The organism is Serratia plymuthica NBRC 102599 (genome assembly GCF_001590925.1).
GTDB lineage: Bacteria > Pseudomonadota > Gammaproteobacteria > Enterobacterales > Enterobacteriaceae > Serratia > Serratia plymuthica.
In genome coordinates, this window is the sequence record NZ_BCTU01000012.1 from 148,169 (window position 1) to 170,436 (window position 22,268).

Annotated in this window: 19 protein-coding genes, 1 tRNA gene, 1 other RNA gene and 1 pseudogene; 16 read left to right on the forward strand and 6 right to left on the reverse strand. The window is 56.8% G+C overall.

Going from position 1 to position 22,268, the window contains the following annotated elements:
* Positions 1-96: 96 nt before the first annotated feature.
* The gene (locus SPL01S_RS09170) at positions 97-1,008 is read right to left on the reverse strand and encodes a LysR family transcriptional regulator (protein WP_063199017.1); all 912 of its coding nucleotides are present in this window, start codon (positions 1,006-1,008) and stop codon (positions 97-99) included.
* A gap of 185 nt (positions 1,009-1,193) precedes the next feature.
* Between SPL01S_RS09170 and wecB the strand changes: the two genes are divergently transcribed.
* The 4 genes from wecB (at position 1,194) to SPL01S_RS09190 (ending at position 5,982) form a co-directional block, all read left to right on the forward strand.
* On the forward strand, positions 1,194-2,375 hold the full coding sequence (wecB, locus tag SPL01S_RS09175; RefSeq protein WP_063199020.1) for a non-hydrolyzing UDP-N-acetylglucosamine 2-epimerase: 1,182 nt from the start codon (positions 1,194-1,196) through the stop codon (positions 2,373-2,375).
* A 16-nt stretch (positions 2,376-2,391) separates the two neighbouring features.
* Positions 2,392-3,135 (forward strand): hypothetical protein, encoded by a 744-nt coding sequence (locus SPL01S_RS09180; protein ID WP_120978348.1) that lies wholly within the window; start codon positions 2,392-2,394, stop codon positions 3,133-3,135.
* Positions 3,125-4,393: an FG-GAP repeat domain-containing protein gene (locus SPL01S_RS09185; RefSeq protein ID WP_063199028.1), complete on the forward strand. Its 1,269-nt coding sequence runs from the start codon at positions 3,125-3,127 to the stop codon at positions 4,391-4,393. The genes SPL01S_RS09180 and SPL01S_RS09185 overlap by 11 nt, the downstream gene beginning before the upstream one ends.
* Positions 4,394-4,533: 140 nt before the next feature.
* Positions 4,534-5,982 carry an alpha/beta hydrolase gene (locus SPL01S_RS09190; RefSeq protein WP_063199031.1) on the forward strand — a complete coding sequence of 483 codons (1,449 nt, stop codon included), beginning with the start codon at positions 4,534-4,536 and terminating at the stop codon, positions 5,980-5,982.
* Here SPL01S_RS09190 and SPL01S_RS09195 read toward each other — a convergent pair.
* Together SPL01S_RS09195 and SPL01S_RS09200 are read right to left on the reverse strand one after the other, a co-directional pair.
* Positions 5,979-6,728, reverse strand: coding sequence for an NAD-dependent epimerase/dehydratase family protein (locus SPL01S_RS09195; RefSeq protein ID WP_063199035.1), 750 nt, complete (start codon positions 6,726-6,728; stop codon positions 5,979-5,981). The genes SPL01S_RS09190 and SPL01S_RS09195 overlap by 4 nt on opposite strands.
* Before the next feature lie 92 nt (positions 6,729-6,820).
* Positions 6,821-7,684, reverse strand: a complete 864-nt coding sequence (locus tag SPL01S_RS09200; RefSeq protein WP_063199039.1) for a LysR family transcriptional regulator — start codon at positions 7,682-7,684, stop codon at positions 6,821-6,823.
* Positions 7,685-7,798: 114 nt separating this feature from the next.
* On the opposite strand from SPL01S_RS09200, the gene SPL01S_RS09205 reads away from it, so the two are divergent.
* The 4 genes from SPL01S_RS09205 to SPL01S_RS09220 all read left to right on the forward strand — a co-directional run bounded on the left by SPL01S_RS09205 (position 7,799) and on the right by SPL01S_RS09220 (position 13,632).
* Positions 7,799-8,557 (forward strand): SDR family NAD(P)-dependent oxidoreductase, encoded by a 759-nt coding sequence (locus tag SPL01S_RS09205; protein ID WP_063199044.1) that lies wholly within the window; start codon positions 7,799-7,801, stop codon positions 8,555-8,557.
* Positions 8,558-8,819: 262 nt separating this feature from the next.
* Positions 8,820-10,691, forward strand: coding sequence for a PTS beta-glucoside transporter subunit IIABC (gene bglF, locus SPL01S_RS09210; RefSeq protein WP_063199048.1), 1,872 nt, complete (start codon positions 8,820-8,822; stop codon positions 10,689-10,691).
* A 14-nt stretch (positions 10,692-10,705) separates the two neighbouring features.
* Positions 10,706-12,109, forward strand: coding sequence for a glycoside hydrolase family 1 protein (locus SPL01S_RS09215; protein ID WP_062869184.1), 1,404 nt, complete (start codon positions 10,706-10,708; stop codon positions 12,107-12,109).
* 128 nt (positions 12,110-12,237) lie between these two features.
* Entirely contained in the window at positions 12,238-13,632 is a 1,395-nt protein-coding gene (locus SPL01S_RS09220; protein ID WP_063199052.1) for a carbohydrate porin, read from the forward strand.
* A 3-nt stretch (positions 13,633-13,635) separates the two neighbouring features.
* On the opposite strand, the gene SPL01S_RS09225 is transcribed toward SPL01S_RS09220, so the two are convergent.
* Positions 13,636-14,235 (reverse strand): HD domain-containing protein, encoded by a 600-nt coding sequence (locus SPL01S_RS09225; RefSeq protein ID WP_063199056.1) that lies wholly within the window; start codon positions 14,233-14,235, stop codon positions 13,636-13,638.
* 111 nt (positions 14,236-14,346) lie between these two features.
* Between SPL01S_RS09225 and SPL01S_RS09230 the strand changes: the two genes are divergently transcribed.
* The 8 genes and pseudogenes from SPL01S_RS09230 to SPL01S_RS09265 all read left to right on the forward strand — a co-directional run bounded on the left by SPL01S_RS09230 (position 14,347) and on the right by SPL01S_RS09265 (position 21,471).
* Positions 14,347-14,811, forward strand: coding sequence for a MarR family winged helix-turn-helix transcriptional regulator (locus tag SPL01S_RS09230; protein WP_063199059.1), 465 nt, complete (start codon positions 14,347-14,349; stop codon positions 14,809-14,811).
* A 158-nt stretch (positions 14,812-14,969) separates the two neighbouring features.
* On the forward strand, positions 14,970-15,395 hold the full coding sequence (locus tag SPL01S_RS09235) for an organic hydroperoxide resistance protein (protein ID WP_004950797.1): 426 nt from the start codon (positions 14,970-14,972) through the stop codon (positions 15,393-15,395).
* Positions 15,396-15,618: 223 nt separating this feature from the next.
* Positions 15,619-17,313, forward strand: coding sequence for a kdo(2)-lipid A phosphoethanolamine 7''-transferase (gene eptB / locus SPL01S_RS09240; RefSeq protein WP_063199063.1), 1,695 nt, complete (start codon positions 15,619-15,621; stop codon positions 17,311-17,313).
* Between the two features lie 240 nt (positions 17,314-17,553).
* Entirely contained in the window at positions 17,554-18,144 is a 591-nt protein-coding gene (uhpA, locus tag SPL01S_RS09245; protein WP_004950803.1) for a response regulator transcription factor UhpA, read from the forward strand.
* A complete protein-coding gene (gene uhpB, locus SPL01S_RS09250) occupies positions 18,144-19,685 on the forward strand; it encodes a signal transduction histidine-protein kinase/phosphatase UhpB (protein WP_063199068.1) in 1,542 nt (513 codons plus the stop codon). Before uhpA ends, uhpB begins: the two co-directional genes overlap by 1 nt.
* Positions 19,686-19,780: 95 nt before the next feature.
* A pseudogene (locus SPL01S_RS09255) lies at positions 19,781-21,112 on the forward strand (MFS transporter).
* A 119-nt stretch (positions 21,113-21,231) separates the two neighbouring features.
* A tRNA-Pro gene (locus SPL01S_RS09260) sits at positions 21,232-21,308 on the forward strand.
* Between the two features lie 34 nt (positions 21,309-21,342).
* Positions 21,343-21,471: non-coding RNA, RtT sRNA (locus SPL01S_RS09265), on the forward strand.
* 55 nt (positions 21,472-21,526) lie between these two features.
* On the opposite strand, the gene SPL01S_RS09270 is transcribed toward SPL01S_RS09265, so the two are convergent.
* Both SPL01S_RS09270 and SPL01S_RS09275 read right to left on the reverse strand, forming a co-directional pair.
* A complete protein-coding gene (locus SPL01S_RS09270) occupies positions 21,527-21,883 on the reverse strand; it encodes an HVO_A0114 family putative DNA-binding protein (RefSeq protein ID WP_063199071.1) in 357 nt (118 codons plus the stop codon).
* A complete protein-coding gene (locus SPL01S_RS09275) occupies positions 21,880-22,167 on the reverse strand; it encodes a toxin-antitoxin system TumE family protein (RefSeq protein WP_063199074.1) in 288 nt (95 codons plus the stop codon). Before SPL01S_RS09275 ends, SPL01S_RS09270 begins: the two co-directional genes overlap by 4 nt.
* Between the last annotated feature and the right edge of the window lie 101 nt (positions 22,168-22,268).

The window sequence follows — 22,268 nt, forward strand, 5'->3', positions numbered from 1 at the left end:
CATACATTGTTTGGAACATCACTTGTGAAGATCTGTCACAACGAAATTTTATTTTTAAATAACCGAATGATCATCCAGTTCGGTTATATGTAATAACTATTGTGATTTATTTATTTTATTCTGACAAAACTCTATGAGAAAGTTGGAAAACATGGAGATTCTTATTGGTACCGAGTTGCGGCCGGTACGAACAATTTGAATCGGGCTAATAGGTTCATGCCATTCCGGTAATATATTTACCAACTCGCCATTTGCGAGGTATTTTTGTACGCTCCAGGACTCGCGTAATGCGATGCCATGGCCTTGCAGAGCCCAATTGAGTAACGCCATGCCATCGTCGGAGCTCATGGCTTTTTTGATTGGCATGCGTCGAACCTCACTATTTTCGGTATTTTCCAGCGTCCAGAATGCCGAGTTGTAACCCGGGTAGGCAAACACCAGGCCACTGAGGGCGGAAAGATCTTGAACATGGATCGGAGGAGTAATTCGGGCCAGATAGGATGGGGAACAGACCAAGACTCGGTGCTGCTCGAATACCTTGCGCGCCACCAGTTGCGAGTCTGAAAGTTGGCCGGAACGAACGGCTAGATCGATACCGTCGGAATAGATATCCACCACCCGGTTAGAGCTATCCAGATAGAAACTAACATCTGGGTGTTCCCGTTTAAAATTCTCAATAGCCTCGATCAAAAAATAGTCATTGAAGGTCGAGGGGCTGCTGATGGCGATGTTGCCGCTGAGGCTTTGTCTGCCCTGTTCGGCAATGCTGTAGGCTTCACGAATACTGCTCAACCCTCTTTTAATACATTCATAAATCTGCAATCCTTCATCGGTAACGCGAATACGCCGGGTACTGCGCTCAAACAGCGTTACGCCCAGCGAGCCCTCAAGCCGCCTTATTTGTTTACTTATTGCCCCGGCCGTAACGTTTAATGAACGCGCCGCGCTTGAAAAATCACTGCTGTCGACCACTCGGATAAAAGCCTCCAGGTCATCCAGATTTTTCATTCAATATGTTCCTTTCCAGCGTAAGAGTTTTTCCAAAATATCGCTTTCAACTAGCCCTGACTTCGTCTTCAATGGAAATATAGCCCATAAATTGAATGTCATGTTCTGTTTTTATATTTTTTTTCACATAAGTAATAATCAATAAAACGCTACTTCTATTTATCATCCATTCCAGGAGCAAGATAATGAAGAAAATTGCTGTGATTTTAGGCACTCGGCCTGAAGCTATCAAATATGGCCCCGTCATAAATGCTTTAAAAGATGACAAGCGTTTCGAAGTATTTATTATTTCAACTGGGCAACATAAAGAAATGCTCGACGATGCGCTTGCTGTATTTGGCATCCAGCCGGATTACAATTTGCAGGTGATGCAGCCGGGGCAAACGCTGGCACAAATCACTTCACGCATTACTGATGGTTTGGCTAGGCTGTTGCCGCAGTTGAAGCCGGACGCCCTTACGGTCCATGGCGATACTGGCACCACCTTGGCCGCTGCGCTATCGGGATTCCACCACCATATTCCGGTGATTCACATTGAGGCCGGGCTGCGCAGCGGCAATATAAGTTCGCCGTTCCCAGAAGAGGGCAACAGAAAGCTGGTGGCGCAAATAGCTTCGCTGCATTTGGCCCCTACACCAGGCAATGCAGCCAATTTGATCCGCGAAGGTATTGCGGAAAACCGTATTGTCATCACCGGCAACACCGTGGTAGATGCCCTGCATTGGGCGATTGGTCAGCCGGTCCAGGCTGACAGTGGGCTGTTGGAGGAATTACAGCAGGATACACGCAAAATCATACTGGCTTCAGCCCATCGTCGTGAGGCCTGGGAGAAGATCCCCGAGATTGCGGATGCGATCCGCCAGATCGCCCTGCGCCCGGATGTGCGTGTCGTGATCCCGATGCACAAGAACCCGATTGTCCGGCAAGCTTTACAAAGCGCCCTGGCCGACACGGACAATGTGGATCTGATTGAACCGTTGAATTACCTCGATTTCTGCCGGTTGATGAACCGTGCGGACATTATTCTCTCCGACAGCAGCGGAGCGGAAGAAGAGGGGCCAACGCTCGGTAAGCCAACCCTGATCCTGCGTTCTCTGACTGAACGGCCGGAAGCCACTCACTCAGGTTCCGCGATTTTGGTTGGCAATTCGGGTGAGCTGATTATCCACCACGTCAATCGTATTCTCGACAACCTTGCCGCCTTCAAAAGCGCCAATATCCAGACGGATCATTATGGCGACGGCTTGGCGACTCAGCGGGTGATTGGTGCCATGGCCAACTTTTTCGGCCTGGGTCCGGCGGTGCAGCCATTCTATTGTGGCTGTGAAATGAAGCCGATGCGTTACTTCATTAACAGCGCCGCCTGATATGTGGGGAAATACCATGGAACTGACGGCAGTCACCAGCCGTAGCACTCGTTTCTCCCATCCGGCATTGCCCAGTGTTTTGCTGGTAGGTGGGACAGAGCGTTATTTGAACGGTCGCCATCTTATCGTCAACTTTAACCCGCAGGCGCTAAAGCTCAATAATCGCGGGCAAACACAATTGCCGGCATTTTCTTCCGTTATCCGCTGCAATGAGCTGATTGCCCCGGCGCAAAGTTGCCTAATCTTTGAACTGCCGGTCGACCCGGCAGCAGGCGCGGTTATTGACTGGGAACAACAGGAGAGTTATCCCGGAAGGCGCTATGGCACCGAGAGTGTCGAAGCGGTGGCGTTTTTCCGATCGCCGCCCGACGAGATCGCTATCTTGTCTTTCCCTCCGCAAGCGTTAGTTGCGGGCAGTGACGCGGCCTACGAGAGCCAGCGCTTTAGCCTGCGTGCCAACCTGTGGTTTGCCGAACCTGGCACCCACTGCGGTATTCACAACGAGCATTCTTTTATCGAAATCCATACCCAAATTTTGGGGGTTGGTCGCATGCAGGTCTTCCAGAGCGACGAATTGGCTTCACTATGTGAAGACCTGCTGCTGGCCCCTGGGGCAACGACTTCACAGGCATTTTGCCAAATCAGCAATAGACAGCACTACAGCTATCCCTACCACCAATATTACGCTGACACACCCAGTGTGTGGCTGGCCCTGGAATATCACGCGTTACCCAATGACGAGGCAGAACATGTCCGATAATGAAAAACCTACGCCGCTGACCATCCCGGAATTTACCAAAGAAGTGGTCGCCAAAAACTTACGCGATGGCTATTGGCTGGAGGCAGCTGATTTGAATCAGGATGGTAAAACCGATCTGTTTGGTTACGGACTGACGCTGGGCGAGCTCTATTGGTATGAAAACCAAAGCCCGGAGTGGAAGAAGCACCTTATCGTCGACAAAATCAAAATGCCGGTCGGTGCTGATTACGCTGACATTACTGGCAACGGCTACCCGGACGCCATTGTCTGTTATGAACTTTATGGGCCTATCGGCACCATTTATGATCCTGATACCGCCGGTGGCAAGATTGACTGGATTGAAAACCCGGGGGCCGATCTGAGTAAAGGCGAGCGTTGGAAACGGCATTATGTCGGGCGTACCACCGGGATGCATCGCCTGCGCGCTGGGTATTTTACCCAAAGCGAGAAAATCGAGATCCTGGGGTTCCCGATTGTTGCGAAGGAGGATGTGCATGCAGTGCTGCCGGTGGTGTTGTTCACCCAGCCCGATGATGTGCTGGATGCCGAAGAATGGCACATGGAGGTGATTGACGACAGCACATTCCGCATGATCCACGGCGCCGAGAAAAAAAGCGGGCTGATCCCCGGGTCTGGCAGGGATTCCGTGGTGCTGGCCTCCGATGAAGGAGTCACCTGGTTGTATTACGATGACAGCGTACATATCTGGCGACGCGTGTTGATCGGCACCGGTGAATTGACGCAGTTTGAGAAAACTGGCTTCAAGGGCAGCGGCGATATGGACGTTGGCCGCATCGGAAATGATGCTTTCAGCTACGTGGCGGCGATCGAGCCTTTCCATGGCAACACCGTGGCGGTGTATTACAAGAAGGATGATGCCCAACCGCAGGATGCACAATGGCACCGCGTATTATTGGATATTTATGGCGATCCGAATGAAAACGGAGAAGGGCCGGGGCATCAGGTGGTTTGCGCTGATTTCGACGGTGACGGCGAAGACGAGTTTATTATTGGCCTGCGTGGTCCCTGGCCGTGGCAGGGGGTGTTCTATTACAAGGCGATTGATATCAGCAACGGTATTTTCGCCAAATGGCGCATTTCCGATGAGTCGGTAGCGCGTATCGCCATTGCCGACTTCAAGAACAGAGGAAAGATTGATTTCGCCACCATCGCCTATTCAGTGCCGAACTACTACGTGGCGAAGGATGCCAAGATCGTGGTGCACTACAACGACATCCCGTTGGTGAACCAGCGCTGACTGCCGCCACTCAGTGGTTGAAAGCTATTTAAAATCGCCGGGCTCGACCCGGCGTTGTTTATTATCCGGACACACCGCTGCCCCTAAGCCCCTTTAGCACCTATAATCGCTGCTGGAGAACCGTGAATTCAGGGGTGAGTATGCCGTCCAGGGCGATAATCAAAGGGATCAAACGGCTGACGATTGTGGTCGTCACCGTCGTATTCACGTTGCTTGCGGTGCGGGTTTACGACACCCAACGCGGCCCGGCGTTGGAGCCGTGGCACACTTTTGTGCCGCACGAGTTGGCTACCGCCGAGCTGGATAAGGCTGACTGGCAAGCGTACCTGACCGCCGAAAATCGGGTTTTCGACGAGGTGAAGGCCAACGTCACCGACAAACTTTCCGCCAGCGAGCGCATTCCGCTCAACCGCTATTTCGACGGCAGCCCTGTGTATCCGCCGCACTTCGCCCAGGACTGGAATCGCTCCTATGAGCTGTTGCCGCAGGGCGAACCGCGTGGCGCGGTGGTGTTGTTGCACGGCCTGACCGATTCCCCTTACAGCCTGCGGCATATCGCCGAAAACTACCGGCAGCGCGGTTTTGTGGCCGTCGGCATTCGCCTGCCGGCGCACGGCACGGTGCCGGGAGCGTTGACCGATATCGAATGGCGCGATTGGCTGGCGGCGACGCGGTTGGCGGTACGCGAGGCACGCAGTAAAGTCGGGGGCGACAAGCCGCTGCACATCGTGGGCTTTTCTAACGGCGGTGCGCTGGCGATGAAATATGCGCTGGACGCGCTGGAAGACCCGAAACTGGCGGCACCGCAGCGGCTGATTCTGATTTCGCCGATGATCGGCGTCACCAGCTTTGCCCGTTTCGCCGGCATCGCCGGTTGGCCGGCGGTATTCCCGGCGTTTGCCAAAGCGGCGTGGTTAGGGGTGCTGCCGGAGTTTAATCCGTTTAAATACAACTCGTTTCCGGTGAATGGCGCGCGCCAGTCTTATCTGCTCAGCAATAGCCTGCAACAGCAAATCGCCCGTGCGGCGCGTGACGGCAAGCTGGGCGCATTGCCGCCAGTGCTGACCTTCCAGTCGGTGATGGATTCCACCGTCAGCACCCGGGCGGTGATCCGTGCCTTATACAACGAATTGCCGGCGAACGGCAGCGAACTGGTACTGTTTGACGTCAATCGTACAATCAACTTCGGGCCGCTGCTGCGGCCAAACGCGGCGGCGGCGGTTAGCCAGTTGTTGCCCGCACCCCCGCGCCGTTACCAGACGACGGTAATCGCCAATGCTTCACCGGAAAGCAGTGAGGCGATTGCCCGCATAACGGCCGCCGGTGAAACCACGGAAACCGTGCAGCCGCTGGGGATGACTTACCCGGCGGATATTTATTCGCTGTCGCATGTGGCGCTGCCGTTCCCGGTGAGCGATTCGCTGTATGGGCGTTTCCCGGCGCAGCGCGATGAGTTCGGCATTAGCCTGGGCACTATCGCTGCGCGCGGCGAACGGTCGGTGTTGGTGGTCGATCTCGATTCGTTGATGCGTATCGCTTCCAACCCGTTCTTCCCCTACCTGCTACAGCGTATCGACAACAAACTTTAGGCGAAGCCCAGAATGCTGAACGCATCGTCTTGCGGGTAGTAGCCGAGCAGGCGGCTGGTCTCTTCCAGCGACAGCCGCTTATAGCGGTTGTTGGAGACACCGTGCACCACCGCATGGTGCACGCCTTCAATACGGACGCAGCGTTCCAGCAGATCGGCGGCGTCGCGGTGGCTGAGAAAAGCGCTCATGTCACGGGCGCTTAGCTGCTCGCCGGCTTCCAGCGTGGTGAAGTTGGCGATGCGTACCGACAGCGCGGAAAGCCCTTCCTGATGGGCAAAATAGGCGGCGATGCCTTCGCCGAACGCTTTGCTGACGCCGTACAGGTTTTTCGGTTTGGGGGCGTCTTCCGGCCGTATCTGATAATCCAGTGGATAGCCTTCTACCGCCTGCGCGCTGCTGGCGAATACCACGCGTTTGCAGCCGGCGTCTTTCGCCGCACGGAAAATATTGTAGGTGCCGAGGATATTGTTATCCTTCAACGAGTGGCAAAAATCGGCGTCGGGGGAGGGATCGGCGGCCAGGTGCAGCACGGTATCGATATTGGCGCAGGCCGCACGGCAGGCGTCGAGATTGGCAATGTCGAAGCTGATCACTTCATCGCCGGGGTGCAGGCCGGTCAACAAGTTGATGTCTCTTTCCGCCAGCCGCAGTTGATAGCGATTGCCCACCGATTGACGGAATGCCGTGGCGACCCGCCCGCCCGCGCCGGTAATCAAAATTCGTCCAAACTCAGTACGCAATGTCATGATCACAGCTGCCCATAAAGTAAATTACGCGGTGATCAGTAATAATCCCCCGCGTGACTTTTGTCCAGCATTCAATTAGCCATTCTGATGTTTCATGTTGCCAGTGGGCATTTTTTTCCGATGAGATCGCTCAGGAAAGTCATGACCGTGCGGATGGCGGTGGAACGCGCCAGATCGGGGTAGGTGACCAGCCATAACTCGCGCGTTGGCGGCGCTATCGACGTCGGCAGGGCAACCAGTAGTGGGTCGTTATCGGCGACAAACGTCGGCAAAACTACCGCACCCAGCCCCGAACGGGCGGCTTCTTGCAGAGAGAACAGATCGCTGGCCTGAAATACCACCGGGCGGCCTTGCAACAGCTGCAGCAGCCACTGTTGGTGCGGCTGGTTGCTGTGGTGATGGTCGTAGGCGATAAAGGCCCGCGCCGCTTCCGGCAGGGCGGCGTGCTGCGGGGTAGCGTACAGCCTGTAGCGCATCATGCCGATGCGCTGCACCAGCAAATCCGGTTGCTGTGGCCGCACCATGCGCACCGCCACTTCGGCATCGCCGCGATCCAGTTCGGCGATGGAGGCTTCACCGGAAAGTACCAGCGTAATATGCGGAAAAGCCTGGTGAAACTCGGCGATATGCGGGGCGATGACCCGTGCTGCGACCGACGGCGGCGCGCTGATGCGCACCTGGGCCTGCGGCGTTTCACCGGCGCTGCGGGCATGGCGGACAATGGCGTGACTTTGATTTTCGATCTCTGCCGCCAGCCCGGCCACCCTTTGGCCGTCCTGCGTCAGCGGCGTGCTGCGTGGCAACCGCAGGATCAGCCGCAGCCCGAGCGCCTTCTCCAGCGCAGCCACCCGCCGGCCGACCGTCGCGTGGTCACAACCCAATTCCCTTGCTGCCGCCGACAATGAACCGGTGCGTGCCAGCACCACAAAGTGTTTTAAATCCTGCCAATCGAACATCAGTGAATTCCTGCACAGTATTGCCGCAATTTTATGGAATATTCACACAGAGCGGGCTGTGATTCAATGCCGTTATCTCTTTAGCGAAATTGAATTATTCAATTAGGATACCTTATGAATTTGCAGCTGCAGGATCGTGTTGCGTTAGTCACTGGCGCCAGCGAAGGCATCGGCGCCGGGATGGTTCGGGTGCTGGCGGCGCAGGGCGTCACCGTGGTAGCGACCGCCCGCCGTGAGGAGCGTTTGCTGGCTCTGGCCGACGAGGTTGAACGAAGCGGCGGTACGCGGCCCTATGCGATCGCGGCGGACATCACCGACGCGGCGGCGCTCGACAACATGCTGGCGCAGGCGGCACGCCTGGTCGGGACGATTGATATCCTGATTAATGCGGTCGGCGGCGCTCGTCCAACCGCGTTGAGCGAAGGTGACGCCGGTTGGGAAGAGGCGTTCGCCCTGAACTTTACGCCGGCCCGCCGGGTGACCCACGCGCTGTTGCCCGGCATGCAGGCGCAGGGCTGGGGGCGAATCATCACCATCAGCGGCTCGATGGAACCGCGCAGCCTGAATGCCGCCACCGCCGCCAAGGGCGCGCTGCACCTGTGGGCCAAGGGGCTGGCAAGCGAGCTGGCGGCGCAGGGCATTACCGTCAATACGCTGCAACCTGGGCGGATTAACAGCGAGCAGGTGCGTGAAAAACTGCACCCGACCGAGGCCGCGCGCCAGGCGTTCATCAAGCAGAATATCCCGATCGGCTACTTTGGCGAGCCGGAAGACATGGCTTATCTGGCGGCGTTTCTTTGTTCCCCGCTGGCGCGCTATATCACCGGCGCCGTGATCCCGGTAGATGGCGGCATGCACTATTTCGCCCACTGAGGCCGTTTTGCATGCCGGATCACAGTTCCACTCTTTGCTGCCGGAAAGCCTTGCCGTGGCAAAAAACGAAGTGTTAACGTCATAGCTCAGCCGATTTAGGGTTGTCACTGCTCCGGCAGGCAAAACCTAAACCTCATGCTTCTGTTCCCCCTTTGCGGGTGCAGGGCCATGAGGTTTAGGTTTTTTTTTGCGCTGAATTCCGTCACGGCGATTGGCCATCGTTGTGCAGGAGCGGCAGAACATCGTTTGCAAGGATAACGCTATGAAATATGACACATTAGCCAGTGAGATTTTGGCCGGCGTCGGTGGCCGCGACAACGTGAAAAGCCTGGTGCATTGCGCCACTCGCTTGCGTTTTAAGCTGCGTGACCGCCAGCGTGCCGATGCCGCGGCGCTGAAAGAAAACCCCGGCGTCATCATGGTGGTGGAGAGCGGTGGGCAGTTCCAGGTGGTGGTGGGTAACCATGTGGCGGAAGTTTATAACGCGGTCAATCAGGCCGCCGGTCTGGGCGATGGCACGGCGGCGGATGACGCGGGCGATGGCAAGAAGGAAAACCTGTTCAGCCGCTTTATCGATGTGGTGTCAGGCATTTTTACCCCGCTGCTGGGGGTGATGGCCGCTTCGGGGATCCTGAAAGGTTTTCTGGCGCTGAGCCTGGCCTGCAACTGGCTGTCGGGGGACGGCGGCACCTATAAAATGTTGTTTGCCGCCAGCGACTCGCTGTTCTACTTCCTGCCGATCATGCTGGGCTATACCGCCGGGAAAAAGTTCGGCGGCAATCCGTTCGTTACCATGGCGATCGGCGGCGCGCTGACCCACCCGCTGATGATGGCGGCGTTTGAAGCCGCGCAGCAGCCAGGCGCAGTGCGCGAGTATTTCCTCGGCATCCCGATGACCTTCATCAATTACAGCTCGTCGGTGATCCCGATTATTTTCGCCGCCTGGGTTTCATGCCGGCTGGAGCCGTTGTTTAACCGGGTGATCCACAGCGCGCTGCGCAACTTCATTACGCCGCTGTTGTGCCTGGCGATCACCGTGCCGCTGACCTTTTTGCTGATCGGCCCGGCGGCAACCTGGCTCAGCCACCTGCTGGCCAACGGTTATCAAAGTATCTATGCCTTTAACCCGATCGTTGCCGGTGCCTTTATGGGGGCGATGTGGCAGGTGTGCGTGATCTTCGGCCTGCATTGGGGCCTGGTGCCGTTGATGATCAATAACCTGAGCGTGCTCGGCCGCGACACCATGGTGCCGCTGCTGTTGCCGGCAGTAATGGGACAGGTGGGCGCCACGCTGGGCGTGATGCTGCGTACTCGCGACGCCAAACTGCGGGCGCTGGCTGGGTCCGCCATCGGCGCCGGGGTGTTTGGCATTACCGAGCCTGCGGTCTACGGCGTGACCTTGCCGAATAAACGGCCCTTTATCTTTGGTTGTATCGGCGGTGCGCTCGGCGGCGCGGTGATCGGCTATTTCCATACCGCCACATACTCTTTCGGCCTGGTGAGCGTCTTCACCTTTGCGCAGATTATTCCCGCCGGCGGCTTCGATGCCACGGTGTGGGGGGCGATTGGCGGCACCCTGTTGTCGTTCTGTTTCGCTGCGGTAGCCAGCTATCTGTTCGGCGTGGTGCCGGCAGAGGAGGCTGCACCACAGGATCCGAAACCCGTCACACCGCTGAACCGCAAGGAGATTGTCGTCAGCCCGATCGCCGGCGAGGTGATGCCGTTGGCACAGGTCAACGACGCCACCTTCGCCAGCGGGTTGCTGGGCAAGGGCGTGGCGATCGTCCCGTTGCAAGGGCGGGTAGTGTCGCCAGTGGCGGGGCGCGTGGTGTCATTGTTTAAAACCAAACACGCGATTGGCATTGAGTCGGAGAACGGGGCGGAAATCCTTATTCACGTCGGCATCGATACCGTCAAGCTCGACGGGCTGCATTTCACCGCCCACGTGCAAGAAGGGGATTGGGTCAAGCCGGGCGATCTGCTGATTGAGTTTGACCAGGCGGCGATCCACGCCGCCGGCTTTGATACCACCACGCCGATCATCGTCAGTAACAGCGATGACTACATCGACGTGTTGGCCGGCGGCCAGGGCAGGGTGCAGGAACAGGCGCCGCTGCTGACTTTATTACGTTAACCAAGGAGAAAGCGATGAGCAGCAAATTTCCAGACCATTTTCTGTGGGGCGGCGCGGTTGCGGCAAATCAGGTGGAAGGGGCTTACCAGACCGACGGTAAAGGGCTGTCGACTTCCGATCTGCAACCGCAGGGCATTTTCGGCGCGGTGACGCCACGGGTTGACGGCGACAGCGGCATCAAGGACGTGGCGATCGATTTTTACCATCGTTACCCGCAGGACATCGCACTGTTCGCGGAAATGGGCTTCAAGTGCCTGCGCACCTCCATTGCCTGGACGCGCATTTTCCCGCAGGGCGATGAGGAAACCCCCAACGAGGCCGGGCTGGCGTTTTACGATCGGCTGTTCGATGAAATGGCCAAATACGGCATTCAACCGCTGATTACCCTGTCGCACTATGAGATGCCGTACGGGCTGGCGAAAAAGTACGGCGGTTGGGGCAATCGCAAGACCATTGGCTTCTTTGAGCGCTATGCGCGAACTGTGTTTGAACGCTATAAGCATAAGGTGAAGCACTGGCTGACCTTCAATGAGATCAATATGTCGCTGCACGCCCCGTTCACCGGCGTCGGCCTGCCGGAGGGCAGCAGCAAGAGCGAGATTTACCAGGCGATTCACCATCAGCTGGTCGCCAGCGCCAAGGCGGTGAAGGCCTGTCATGAGATCGTGCCGGAAGGCAAAATCGGCAACATGCTGTTGGGCGGTATTTTGTATCCGCTGAGTTGCCGGCCGGAGGACCTGCTGGAAACCCAGCGCCAGAACCGCGACTGGCTGTTCTTTGGCGACGTGCAGGCGCGCGGTAGCTATCCGGCCTATATGAAGCGTTATTTCCGTGAAAACGGCATTCAGGTCGAGATCACCGCCGAGGATCAACAGGCGCTGCGCGAGACCATCGATTTTATCTCTTTCAGTTACTACATGAGCGGCTGCGTCACCACCGACGAACAGCAAAACACCGCCGAGCGCGCCAACATTCTCAACATGGTGCCGAACCCGCATCTGGCCAGTTCGGAATGGGGCTGGCAAATCGACCCGATCGGGCTGCGCTACCTGCTCAACGTGTTGTATGACCGCTATCAAAAGCCGCTGTTTATCGTGGAGAACGGGCTGGGCGCCAAGGACCGCATTGAAGCCGACGGCAGCATCAACGACGACTATCGCATCAATTACCTCAATGACCATCTGGTGCAGGTGGCGGAAGCGATTGACGACGGCGTGGAGGTGATGGGTTACACCAGCTGGGGGCCGATCGATCTGGTCAGCGCCTCTAAAGCCGAGATGTCCAAGCGCTACGGTTTTATTTATGTCGATCGCGACGATGCAGGCAACGGCAGCCTGGAACGTCGCCGCAAAAAGAGTTTCTACTGGTATCGCGATGTGATCCAGAGCAACGGTAACAGCCTGAAAGACCAAGGCTAAATCTGAATGCCCGCCCGGCGGCAATCGTCGGGCAATCACCTTTATTCACTGCTGCCAATTATGGGGAATTCTCGCCCAGGGAATGTTGTTGCCCGCAGTCAGTGTTTTATATGCGGAGAAATATAATAATGAAATATTCATTACCTCACACCGGGACACTCGCGGCACTGCTGCTGTTTTGCAGTAGCGTGCAGGCGGAAACGTTGCAAACCGGCAAAGACGTCGAAGCGCCAACCGCCAAATGGGATGGTCTGGCCCTCGGCTTCGAACCGCCTTCGCCAGGGTTGCTGGGCGATATGCTGGGGATCAGACCGATCCTCGAAGAGAGTGGCTTTCACTATAACCTCGGTTATCTCAGCCAGTTGTCGTATAACGCCGGCGGCGGGTATAACCAGGATAAGCAGGCTTCGTATATCGATCAGTTCTCGTTGACCTTCAGTCAGGATTTGCAGGCGCTGACCGGCATCCCGGACGCGGCCATTGAGGGTAATATCGTCAACCGCAACCACGACAATAACCTGACGCGCGATCGTTTGCAGGATCCGCGCGCCAATCCGACCGATCTGTCGCAGGAAAGTTATGGTGGCCAGTCGATCACCCGGCTGGGCTGGCTGACTTTCAGCCGCAGTTTTCTCGATCGCCGGCTGCAGTGGCGTGTCGGCATGATGAACAAGGTGCAGGATTTCGATCAGATCATTCCCTGCGATTTCCAGACGCTGGCGCTGTGCGGCGGCAAGTCCGCCAACTCGCTGACCTGGTATAACTGGAACGTGCACTACTGGGGCACCACCCTGCAATACAAACTGACCGACGGTCTGACGTTCAAAACCGGCGTGATGGAGCAGAACCCGAACGCCACGAGCCGTGGCCATGCCTGGAGCACCACCACCAAGGGCAGCAAGGGCTTTTTACTGCCGATGGAACTGGAGCTGAAAACCAATGCGGTCAATCAGTTGCCGGGGGTGTACAACATCGGTGTCCTGTTCACCAACGCCAGGCAGCAGGATCTGTATGAAGGGGTTTCCGGTGGGGCGGGCGCGACCGATCCGAACGGGTATCGCAGCCATAACCGTACCTGGTTCCTGTATAGCGGTTTTAACCAGCAGGTGACGCGCCACCCTGATGACGCCAGCCGGGGGTTAAGCCTGTTCTACAGCCTGGGGCTGGCGGATCAACGCACCAACTATATGCACTATTCCACCTCGACCGGCATTCGCTACCACGGCTTGTTCGACGCGCGGCCGGACGACTGGCTGGGGCTGGGGGTGTCTATGGTCAAGCTGAGCGATCATTACCGGGATAATCAGCGTTATATCAATCAAATCAACAACGTTACCGATTATCAGGATCCCAACTATCGCCCGGTGCCGGGGCATTCGGTGACGGCGGAGCTGTTCTATCGCTTCAACGTCACCCCTTGGCTACAGTTGCAGCCGGGTCTGCAATATTGGCATCACCCGGCGGGCGTCAGCGAAACGCAGGACGCCTGGGTGACGGCGTTGAAAACGGTGGTCACGTTCTGACGGCTACGCCGCATCGCTTTCCCGGTAACGCTGGCGCGCATGTTCGAACCAGCTTGCCGGGACGTTATGCGGCGGCAACTGGAGCCTGGTCAGCCCTTGTTCGACGATATGGCTGGCCTGTCGCCACAGCGTCGGGTCGCCTTCGGTCAGCACTTCCAGCAGCCGCTGTTTTTCAATCAGATAGGTTCGGGCAAAGTGGCTGTCGTATTCCAGCAGCGAACGGGTGTTGTCGATCAAGTCCGCCAGTTTGATGGTTTTAGCCTGCGGCGAGGCGCTGGCGCTGTGCCGCCGATCGCGGTTTTTGCGTTCAAAGCGGTTGCCGCCGCCGGTGCCGCTGACGTTGGTCAGCATGCCCACCAGTTCAGCGACCTGCGGCCCAAAATGGCTTGCGATATCCCCGAGGGTGGTCGGCGTGTCTTCCACCGTGTCATGTAGCCAGGCGGCGGCCAGCATCGCTTCGCTGTGCGGTACGCTGCTGACGATCTCCATCACCGCCTGTGGGTGAACAATGTAGGGGTCATTGGTGTACTTGCGGCGCTGATCGATCGCCGCATGCGCTTTGGTGGCGTAACGGCGCGCACGTTCTACCAGTGTGGTTGTCATATCCTTTCCCTCCGCACAGCACCCTGCTGTGGCATCCCCTGCATTAAAAAATGTAGCACATCGCGTAAAAAATAGTTTGCGATTGCATCGCGCACTATCTATATTTACCTCATGAAAACCAAAGACACCGAACAACCCACTGCGAAAAACCTGCTGCTGCTCGACCAGCAGATGTGTTTTGCCCTGTACTCCGCCAACCTGGCGTTGAACAAGGTGTATCGTAAACTGCTGAGCCAACTCGAACTCACCTATCCGCAATACCTGGTGATGTTGGTGCTGTGGGAGCGGGATGAAATCAGGGTAACGGATATCGGCGAACGGCTGTTTCTCGATTCTGCCACCCTGACGCCACTGCTGAAGCGGCTCGAGACCGCCGGTCTGCTGGTGCGTTATCGCGCCACGACCGATGAGCGGCAGGTGATCATCGCCTTAACCGAAAACGGCCGCGCGCTGCGTGAAAAAGCGCAGGCGGTGCCGGAAGCGGTGATGTGCGCCACCGATTGCAGCCTCGACGAAATAGTGAATATCAAGCAGCAGTTGGAAAAGCTGCGCGGCAAGCTGATCGACCAGATTTGATGGCCAGTGCCAGAAGCACGATCGCCGATCGTGCACTACACTGAATTAAGCGCACAATATAAGTAGTGTACGATTTAATCGTGAAAGATAGAGCAGTGACGGCGTTCAGCCTACTGAAGCCGATGTCATACCTCCAACCCAGAAATAAGGAACGATTTATGTCCATTGAAAAAGTTGTTTACCGCGCTCATGCAACCGCCACCGGTGGCCGCGATGGTCGTGCGACCTCATCCGATGGCGTGCTGGATGTGAAACTGGGCGTGCCGAAAGAAATGGGCGGCGCGGGCGGTGAAGTCACCAACCCGGAACAGCTGTTTGCCGCCGGTTATTCGGCCTGCTTCCTTGGCGCGCTGAAGTTTGTCGCGGCGAAAGAAAAAGTGAAGATCCCGGCCGAGGCCAAAATCGACGGTACCGTCGGTATCGGTGAAATCCCCAACGGGTTCGGCATCGAAGTGCAACTGGATATCACCCTGCCGGGCATTGAACGCAGCGTAGCCGAAGACCTGGTGAAAAAAGCCCATGTGGTGTGCCCATACTCCAACGCCACCCGCGGCAATATTGATGTAACTCTTAACGTTAAATAACGTTTTCGCCGACACCACGGAAAAAATGGAGGGGAAACTCTCCATTTCCCCTTCTGCCCCGCATTTATCGTCATCACAAAAAACGGCAAAAAATGCCTGTTTTGTGAGAATTCACTTGATTATTACCCCTAAAATAGCGCTTATTGCCGATCGGCTGAACCTGCAGCCGCATCCAATGTCTGACTGATTCAGAACTGTTAAAGCTCCGGAGCCACCGCGTTACATGAACAAAGTTAAATCGCTATCACAGCAGAATTTATCGTTATTGTTAGCGATTTATATCGGCATCTTTTTGAACCTTTCCGTTTTTTATCGTCGTTTTGATTCGTTTTCGCACGGTATTCAGGGCATTAAGGTTATCTCTGCGGTCACTGAAGTTATCGCTATCGTTCTGTTCACCTTCTTCATTATGCGGCTGGTATCGCTGGGCGGCCGGCTGTTTTACCGCATTATCGCTTCGCTATTAGTGCTGATTTCCGTTGCCGCCAGCTATTACATGACGTTCTTCAACGTGGTGATTGGCTATGGCATCGTCGTCTCGGTGATGACCACGGATATCGACCTGTCGAAAGAAGTGGTCGGGATGCATTTCGTCCTGTGGATGGCGGTACTCAGCGCATTGCCGCTGCTGTGCATCTGGAAAAACAACCTGCGCTACACGCTGATCGAACAGCTGAAAACTCCCGGACACCGGGTGAAACCGCTGATGGTGCTGGTGGCGGTGGTGGCGTTGGTCTGGCTGCCGCTGCGCATGCTGGACAAAGAGCAAAGCGCGCAGGAAAAAATCACTAACGTCGATCTGCCAAGCTACGGCGGCGTGGTGGCGCATTCCTACCTGCCATCCAACTGGATCTCGGCGCTGGGGCTGTTTGCCTATACCCGCTACGACGAAAGCCTGGATCAGGCCAACTTGTTCGATCCGGCCAAGAATTTTACCTATGTGCCGCCGGCGGATATCGATGACACCTACGTGGTATTCATCATTGGTGAGACCACGCGTTGGGATCATATGGGCATTCTCGGCTATGACCGTGATACCACGCCAAGGCTGTCGCAGGAGAAAAACCTGGTGGCGTTCCGCGGTGAATCCTGCGATACCGCCACCAAGCTGTCGCTGCGTTGCATGTTTGTGCGCGAAGGCGGCACGTCGGACAACCCGCAGCGCACGCTGAAAGAACAAAACGTGTTTGCGGTGCTGAAAAACCTGGGCTTCACCTCCGAGCTGTTCGCCATGCAGAGCGAGGTCTGGTTCTACAACAATACCGAAGTGGACAACTATTCGTTCCGCGAGATGATCGCCTCCGAGAAACGCAACGACGGCAAATCGGTCGACGACATGCTGCTGGTGGACGAAATGAAAGAGTCGCTGTCGCGTTACCCGAAAGGCAAGCACATGGTGATTTTGCACACCAAAGGCTCGCATTATCTCTATTCGCAGCGTTATCCGCGCAGCTACGCGCGCTATCAGCCGGAGTGCATCGGTGTTGACGACTTCTGTTCCAAAGATCAGTTGGTTAACGCTTTCGATAACTCGGTGCTGTATACCGACAGCTTTATCGCCAATGTGATCGACCAGGTGCGCGATAAGAAGGCGATTGTGTTCTATTCGTCCGATCACGGCGAGTCGATAGGCGAGAATTCACACCTGCACGGCACGCCACGCGAAATGGCGCCGCCGGAGCAATTCCGCGTGCCGATGATGGTATGGACCTCCGACAAGTTCCTGGAAGACCCGCAGCATCGCAGCGCGTTTGAGCAACTGCAGGCGCAGCAGCGTATCGGCAAGACCCACCGTCACGTCGAGCTGTTTGATACCATTCTCGGTTGTCTCGGTTACACCTCGCCGGATGGCGGCATCGTGGATAAAAACAACTGGTGCAACATCCCGCAGCAAAAAGCGGCGGCGACCCCGCTGTAATTTTCTTCCCGCCGGGCGCGGCTGCGCCCGGCGTTAATATCCCCGTCATACTTGAAGCTGCATCTGTGTTGGCTGTGCCCGTGTACCCCAGTCACTTAGTTTACTAAGCTCCTGGGGATGAACGGTCTTGCCGCCTTGATGCGACTCCAATTATTTTGGGGATGCATGTCCCCCTCTTCAACTCATCCGGCTCAGGCTTGCGGTATACTTGCGCACTTTCCCCTTGGACCGGAGATTTCCATGACCCTGCGCGTGGCGTTTATTGACGATCATGACATTGTGCGATCGGGCTTTGTACAACTGCTGTCGCTGGAGGCGGATATTCAGGTGGTCGGGGAGTTCAGCAGTGCGGCTCAGGCGCGCGCCGGCTTGCCGGGCCTGGAGGCGGAAATCTGCATCTGCGACATTTCGATGCCGGACGGCAGCGGGCTGGATCTGCTGGCGGACATTCCCTCCGGGATCCGGGTAGTGATGCTGTCGATGCATGACAATCCGGCGCTGGTGGAGCTGGCATTGGAGCGCGGCGCCTGCGGTTTTTTGTCCAAGCGCTGCAAGCCGGAGGATTTGATCACCGCAGTGCGCACCGTCGCCAGCGGTGGCGTGTACCTGATGCCGGAAATCGCCCAACAGTTGGCGCGGGTGAAGGTCGATCCTCTCACCCGCCGCGAACGCGAAATCGCGCTGTTGCTGGCGCAGGGGCAGGAAGTGCGGGAGATTGCCGTTGTGCTGGGGCTGTCGCCGAAAACGGTGCACGTGCATCGCGCCAATTTGTTCGCCAAGCTGGGCATCAATAACAACGTCGAGCTGGCCAAGCGGATGCTGAACCTGTGATGCAACGCCTGATCACCCAATTGGCGTTGTTCTTTATCTACGCCACCAGCGCCTTTTGCCTGTGGGGCATAGGTACTGCGCTGATCGACCCGCCGTGGCAGGCGCTGTTGCTGTTCCCGTTTGGCCTGCGGATGGGCATTTTGCTGCAAAGCCCTTACCGTTTCTGGCCAGGAATTTTGCTGGCCGATCTGCTGCTGATGGTGCTGCTGGCGGATCAGTTCGGCTATGGCCCGGCACTGTGGGCTTCGGTCGTGGTGCTGGCGCTGACGGTGCTGCTCAGCCTGCTGGCTTCCCCCTGGTTGTTGCGCCATCAGCAAAGCGACAGTGAATGGCAATGGCCGCTGCTGCAGGGCGCGGTAGTCGCGGCGGCGGCCCTGTTGCAGGCCATGGTGTGGCAACTGGTGAACGGCGAGGGCGCGCGTGCGCTGCTGCTTGGCCTGGCGGGCGGTTTCACCATTGCGCCGACCTGCCTGCTGCTGTGGCACTATCTGGCGCGGCAAATCTGGGTACCGCTCGAGCCGGGCCTGATCCATAAACCGGTGACGCTGCGTCTGCGTCATCTGGCCAGCTATCTGCTGCTGTTTGCGCTCAGTATCTGGTTGCAGCAGCAAGTGAACGCCGCCGAGCTGCGCCGCTTCGCGCCGTTCTGCCTGGCTATTCCGATTGTCTTTATGTCCTACCGTTATGGCTGGCAGGGCGCGCTGCTGGCGACGCTGCTCAACGGCGTGGTGCTGGTGGCCAACGAGCCGCCGCAGCCTGAATCACACCGCGATCTGCTGCTGTCGCTGCTGGCCCAGAGCCTGACCGGCCTGTTGCTCGGTGCGGGCATCCAGCGCCAGCGCGAACTGAACCAGCAACTGCGGTTGCGGCTGACGGAAAACCGCCAACTGGCGCGCGCGCTGGTCACCGCAGAGGAACAGACCCGGCGTGAGGTGGCGCGGGAGCTGCACGACGAGGTCGGCCAGACCATCACCGTCATCCGCACCCAGGCCAGCATCGTTAAACGCCTGGCGCCGCAGCCGCAGGTGATTGGCTGCGCCGAAGTCATAGATACGCTGGCGCTGCGGGTCTATGACGGCGTGCATGACGTTCTGACCCAGCTGTGGCCGGCGGCGTTGAATAACCTGCCGCTGTCGGCGGCGGTGGCGGCGATGCTGCGTGAATCATTGCCGCAAGATGCCTCGTTGGTTAGCGTGATGCAGTGGCAGGTGCCGGATGAGTTGCTGGACGAGACGCTGAAGATCACGTTGTATCGGGTGTGCCAGGAGGGGGTGACCAATGTCTGCCGCCACGCGGCCGCCAGCCGGATTGAGCTGGATGCGCGTCTTGGCCGTCGCAAAGGGCGGCCGCCGCAAATCCTGCTGACCATTCGCGATAACGGCGTGGGTATCGATCTGGCCAGCCACGAGCCGGGCTACGGTCTGCGTGGCATGCAGGAGCGTATCAGCGCGCTGGGTGGCCGGCTGCGGCTGACGTCAGAGCAGGGCACCTGTTTGAATGTGATCTTACCCACAGTTTCACTGACAGAAGGGCAAAACTAGGAAATACTCCTAGCCGCGTCGGGAATCCGGCGTAAGCCATTCGCGCACGCGCGCAGCATGATAGCGGCACTTTCCCCCTTCTTCTGAGGTTTCACATGTGGTCTTTCCTTAAAAGCCGCCAGGATGTGCCGCAGGTCACCGATCAAAAACAGATCGATGCCAGCTATAAATACTGGCGTATCCAACTGATGTGGACGATGTACATCGGCTATGCCGCGTTTTACTTCACGCGCAAAAGCTTCAACTTCATCATGCCGGCAATGCTGAGCGATCTTGGCCTGACGATGTCCGATGTCGGCATCCTCGGCACGCTGTTTTACATTACCTACGGCTGTTCGAAGTTTATCTCCGGTATGATCAGCGATCGTTCGAACCCGCGCTATTTCATGGGGTTGGGCCTGATCATGACCGGGATACTCAACATCTTCTTCGGCCTCAGCTCTTCGCTGATGATGCTGGGCACGTTGTGGATCCTCAATGCCTTCTTCCAGGGCTGAGGCTGGCCGCCATGCTCCAAAATCCTCACCAGTTGGTACTCGCGCTCCGAGCGCGGTGGCTGGTGGGCTATTTGGAACACCTCGCACAACTTTGGCGGCGCGCTGATCCCGCTGCTGGTCGGCTTTATCTCACTGCACTTCAGCTGGCGCTACGGCATGATCATTCCGGGCATCATCGGTGTGGTGCTGGGCCTGCTGATGTGCTGGCGCCTGCGTGACAAGCCGTCCACCATGGGTCTGCCGAGCGTCGGTAAATGGCGCAACGACGCCATGGAGCTGGTGCAGGAATCGGAAGGCCAGGGGCTGACCAACCGGGAAATCATCAAGCGCTACGTGCTGACCAACAAGTACATCTGGCTGCTGGCGGTCTCTTACGTGCTGGTGTACATCGTGCGTACCGCGATCAACGACTGGGGAAACTTGTACCTGACGCAGGAGAAAGGCTATTCGCTGATGACCGCCAACTCGGCGATCTCGCTGTTCGAAGTGGGCGGTTTTATCGGCTCGCTGGTGGCCGGATGGGGTTCTGACAAGCTGTTCCGCGGTAACCGTGGGCCAATGAACCTGATCTTCGCCATCGGTATTTTCCTGTCGGTTGCGGCGCTGTGGATCATGCCGGGCGTCACCTTCCTGTTGCAGGCTGCCTGCTTCTTTGCCATCGGCTTCTTCATCTTTGGCCCGCAGATGCTGATCGGCATGGCGGCGGCGGAATGTTCGCACAAGGATGCCGCCGGCGCGGCAACCGGTTTTGTCGGCCTGTTCGCTTACCTAGGCGCGGCGCTGTCCGGCTATCCGATCGCCCGGGTGATGGAAATCTGGCACTGGAACGGTTTCTTCGTGGTGATTTCCATCGCCGCCTGCCTGTCCGCGCTGTTCCTGTTGCCGTTCCTGCGCGCCCAGTCGCCGGCGCTGAAAACCGCCAAGGCATAACGCAAAAGCGCTGCACAGGCTCTGGTGCAGCGCTTTATGCCGTTTTTATCGCCACTTGACGGGCGCAGTTGAAAAAGTCATTGACGCCTATGATGGCCGGCAGTAACATGCGCCCCCATCGGCGAGTAGCGCAGCTTGGTAGCGCAACTGGTTTGGGACCAGTGGGTCGGAGGTTCGAATCCTCTCTCGCCGACCACATTTAAGAAACCTGCTTTTTAAGCAGGTTTTTTTTCGTCTGTCGTTCAAGAGGATGAGAACCTCCGAAGGAGGTTTGAGCCGAGCGCAGCGAGACCACGTTGCTTTAGCAACGGCCCGCAGGGCAAGCATCAAAGATGCGCGTAATCCTCTCTCGCCGACCACATTTAAGAAACCTGCTTTTTAAGCAGGTTTTTTTTCGCCTGTCGTTTGTGCCGTTCAGGCGGCCTTACCGAACACGAATTCGAAATGTATTTCGTCGTAAGGGAACACAATCTTCGTCCCTTTCTTCTCTAAAACGCCGGCATTCAGTAGCGCTTGAACATCCGTATGTACAGCTTTGAAATCCCTGCTTACCCGCCTGGAAAGTTCGCGGATTGACATCGGCTCAGCACCGGTCATTTCTCTGATAAGCGCCATGCGGTTAGTGTTCAGCAAAACATAGGTCATTGTTTCGATATCTGGAAATGTCAGCACGCTTCCCATATCCGCGCCAGATAATGCTTTGGAAAAATCGGCTTTAAGCCTGTTGATCGCCTGTTCGGCAGGCAGTACATTTACCGTCAGAATGCTCATTGTGGCCTCCTTAGCTGGTTTACTTCGGTAACAAAATCATCAACCAATTGGTTGATGTCAATAAACTCTATGGGTACCTCGGCTGCGCCGAGATGTTTGTGGTCGCCTTTACCTGCTTCGTTGTCGTAGCGCAATACGCACACATCTTGCACAACATAGGCCAAACGGTACTTGTATCTGTGGTTGCTTCCTCTTACCGAGGGGGTTACGTCCCAGACAACCAGGCTGAGCAAACTGCTTCTGTCCAGCCAGATGCGTCTCTTCATTATGAGTATTGCCGGCATTTAACATTCCTTGTTGATGTTTAAGCTACCATCAAGTTTATTTTGATGTCAACGATGACATCAACCCCATAAAAAACATTCATCCTTTCTCACTAATTAAT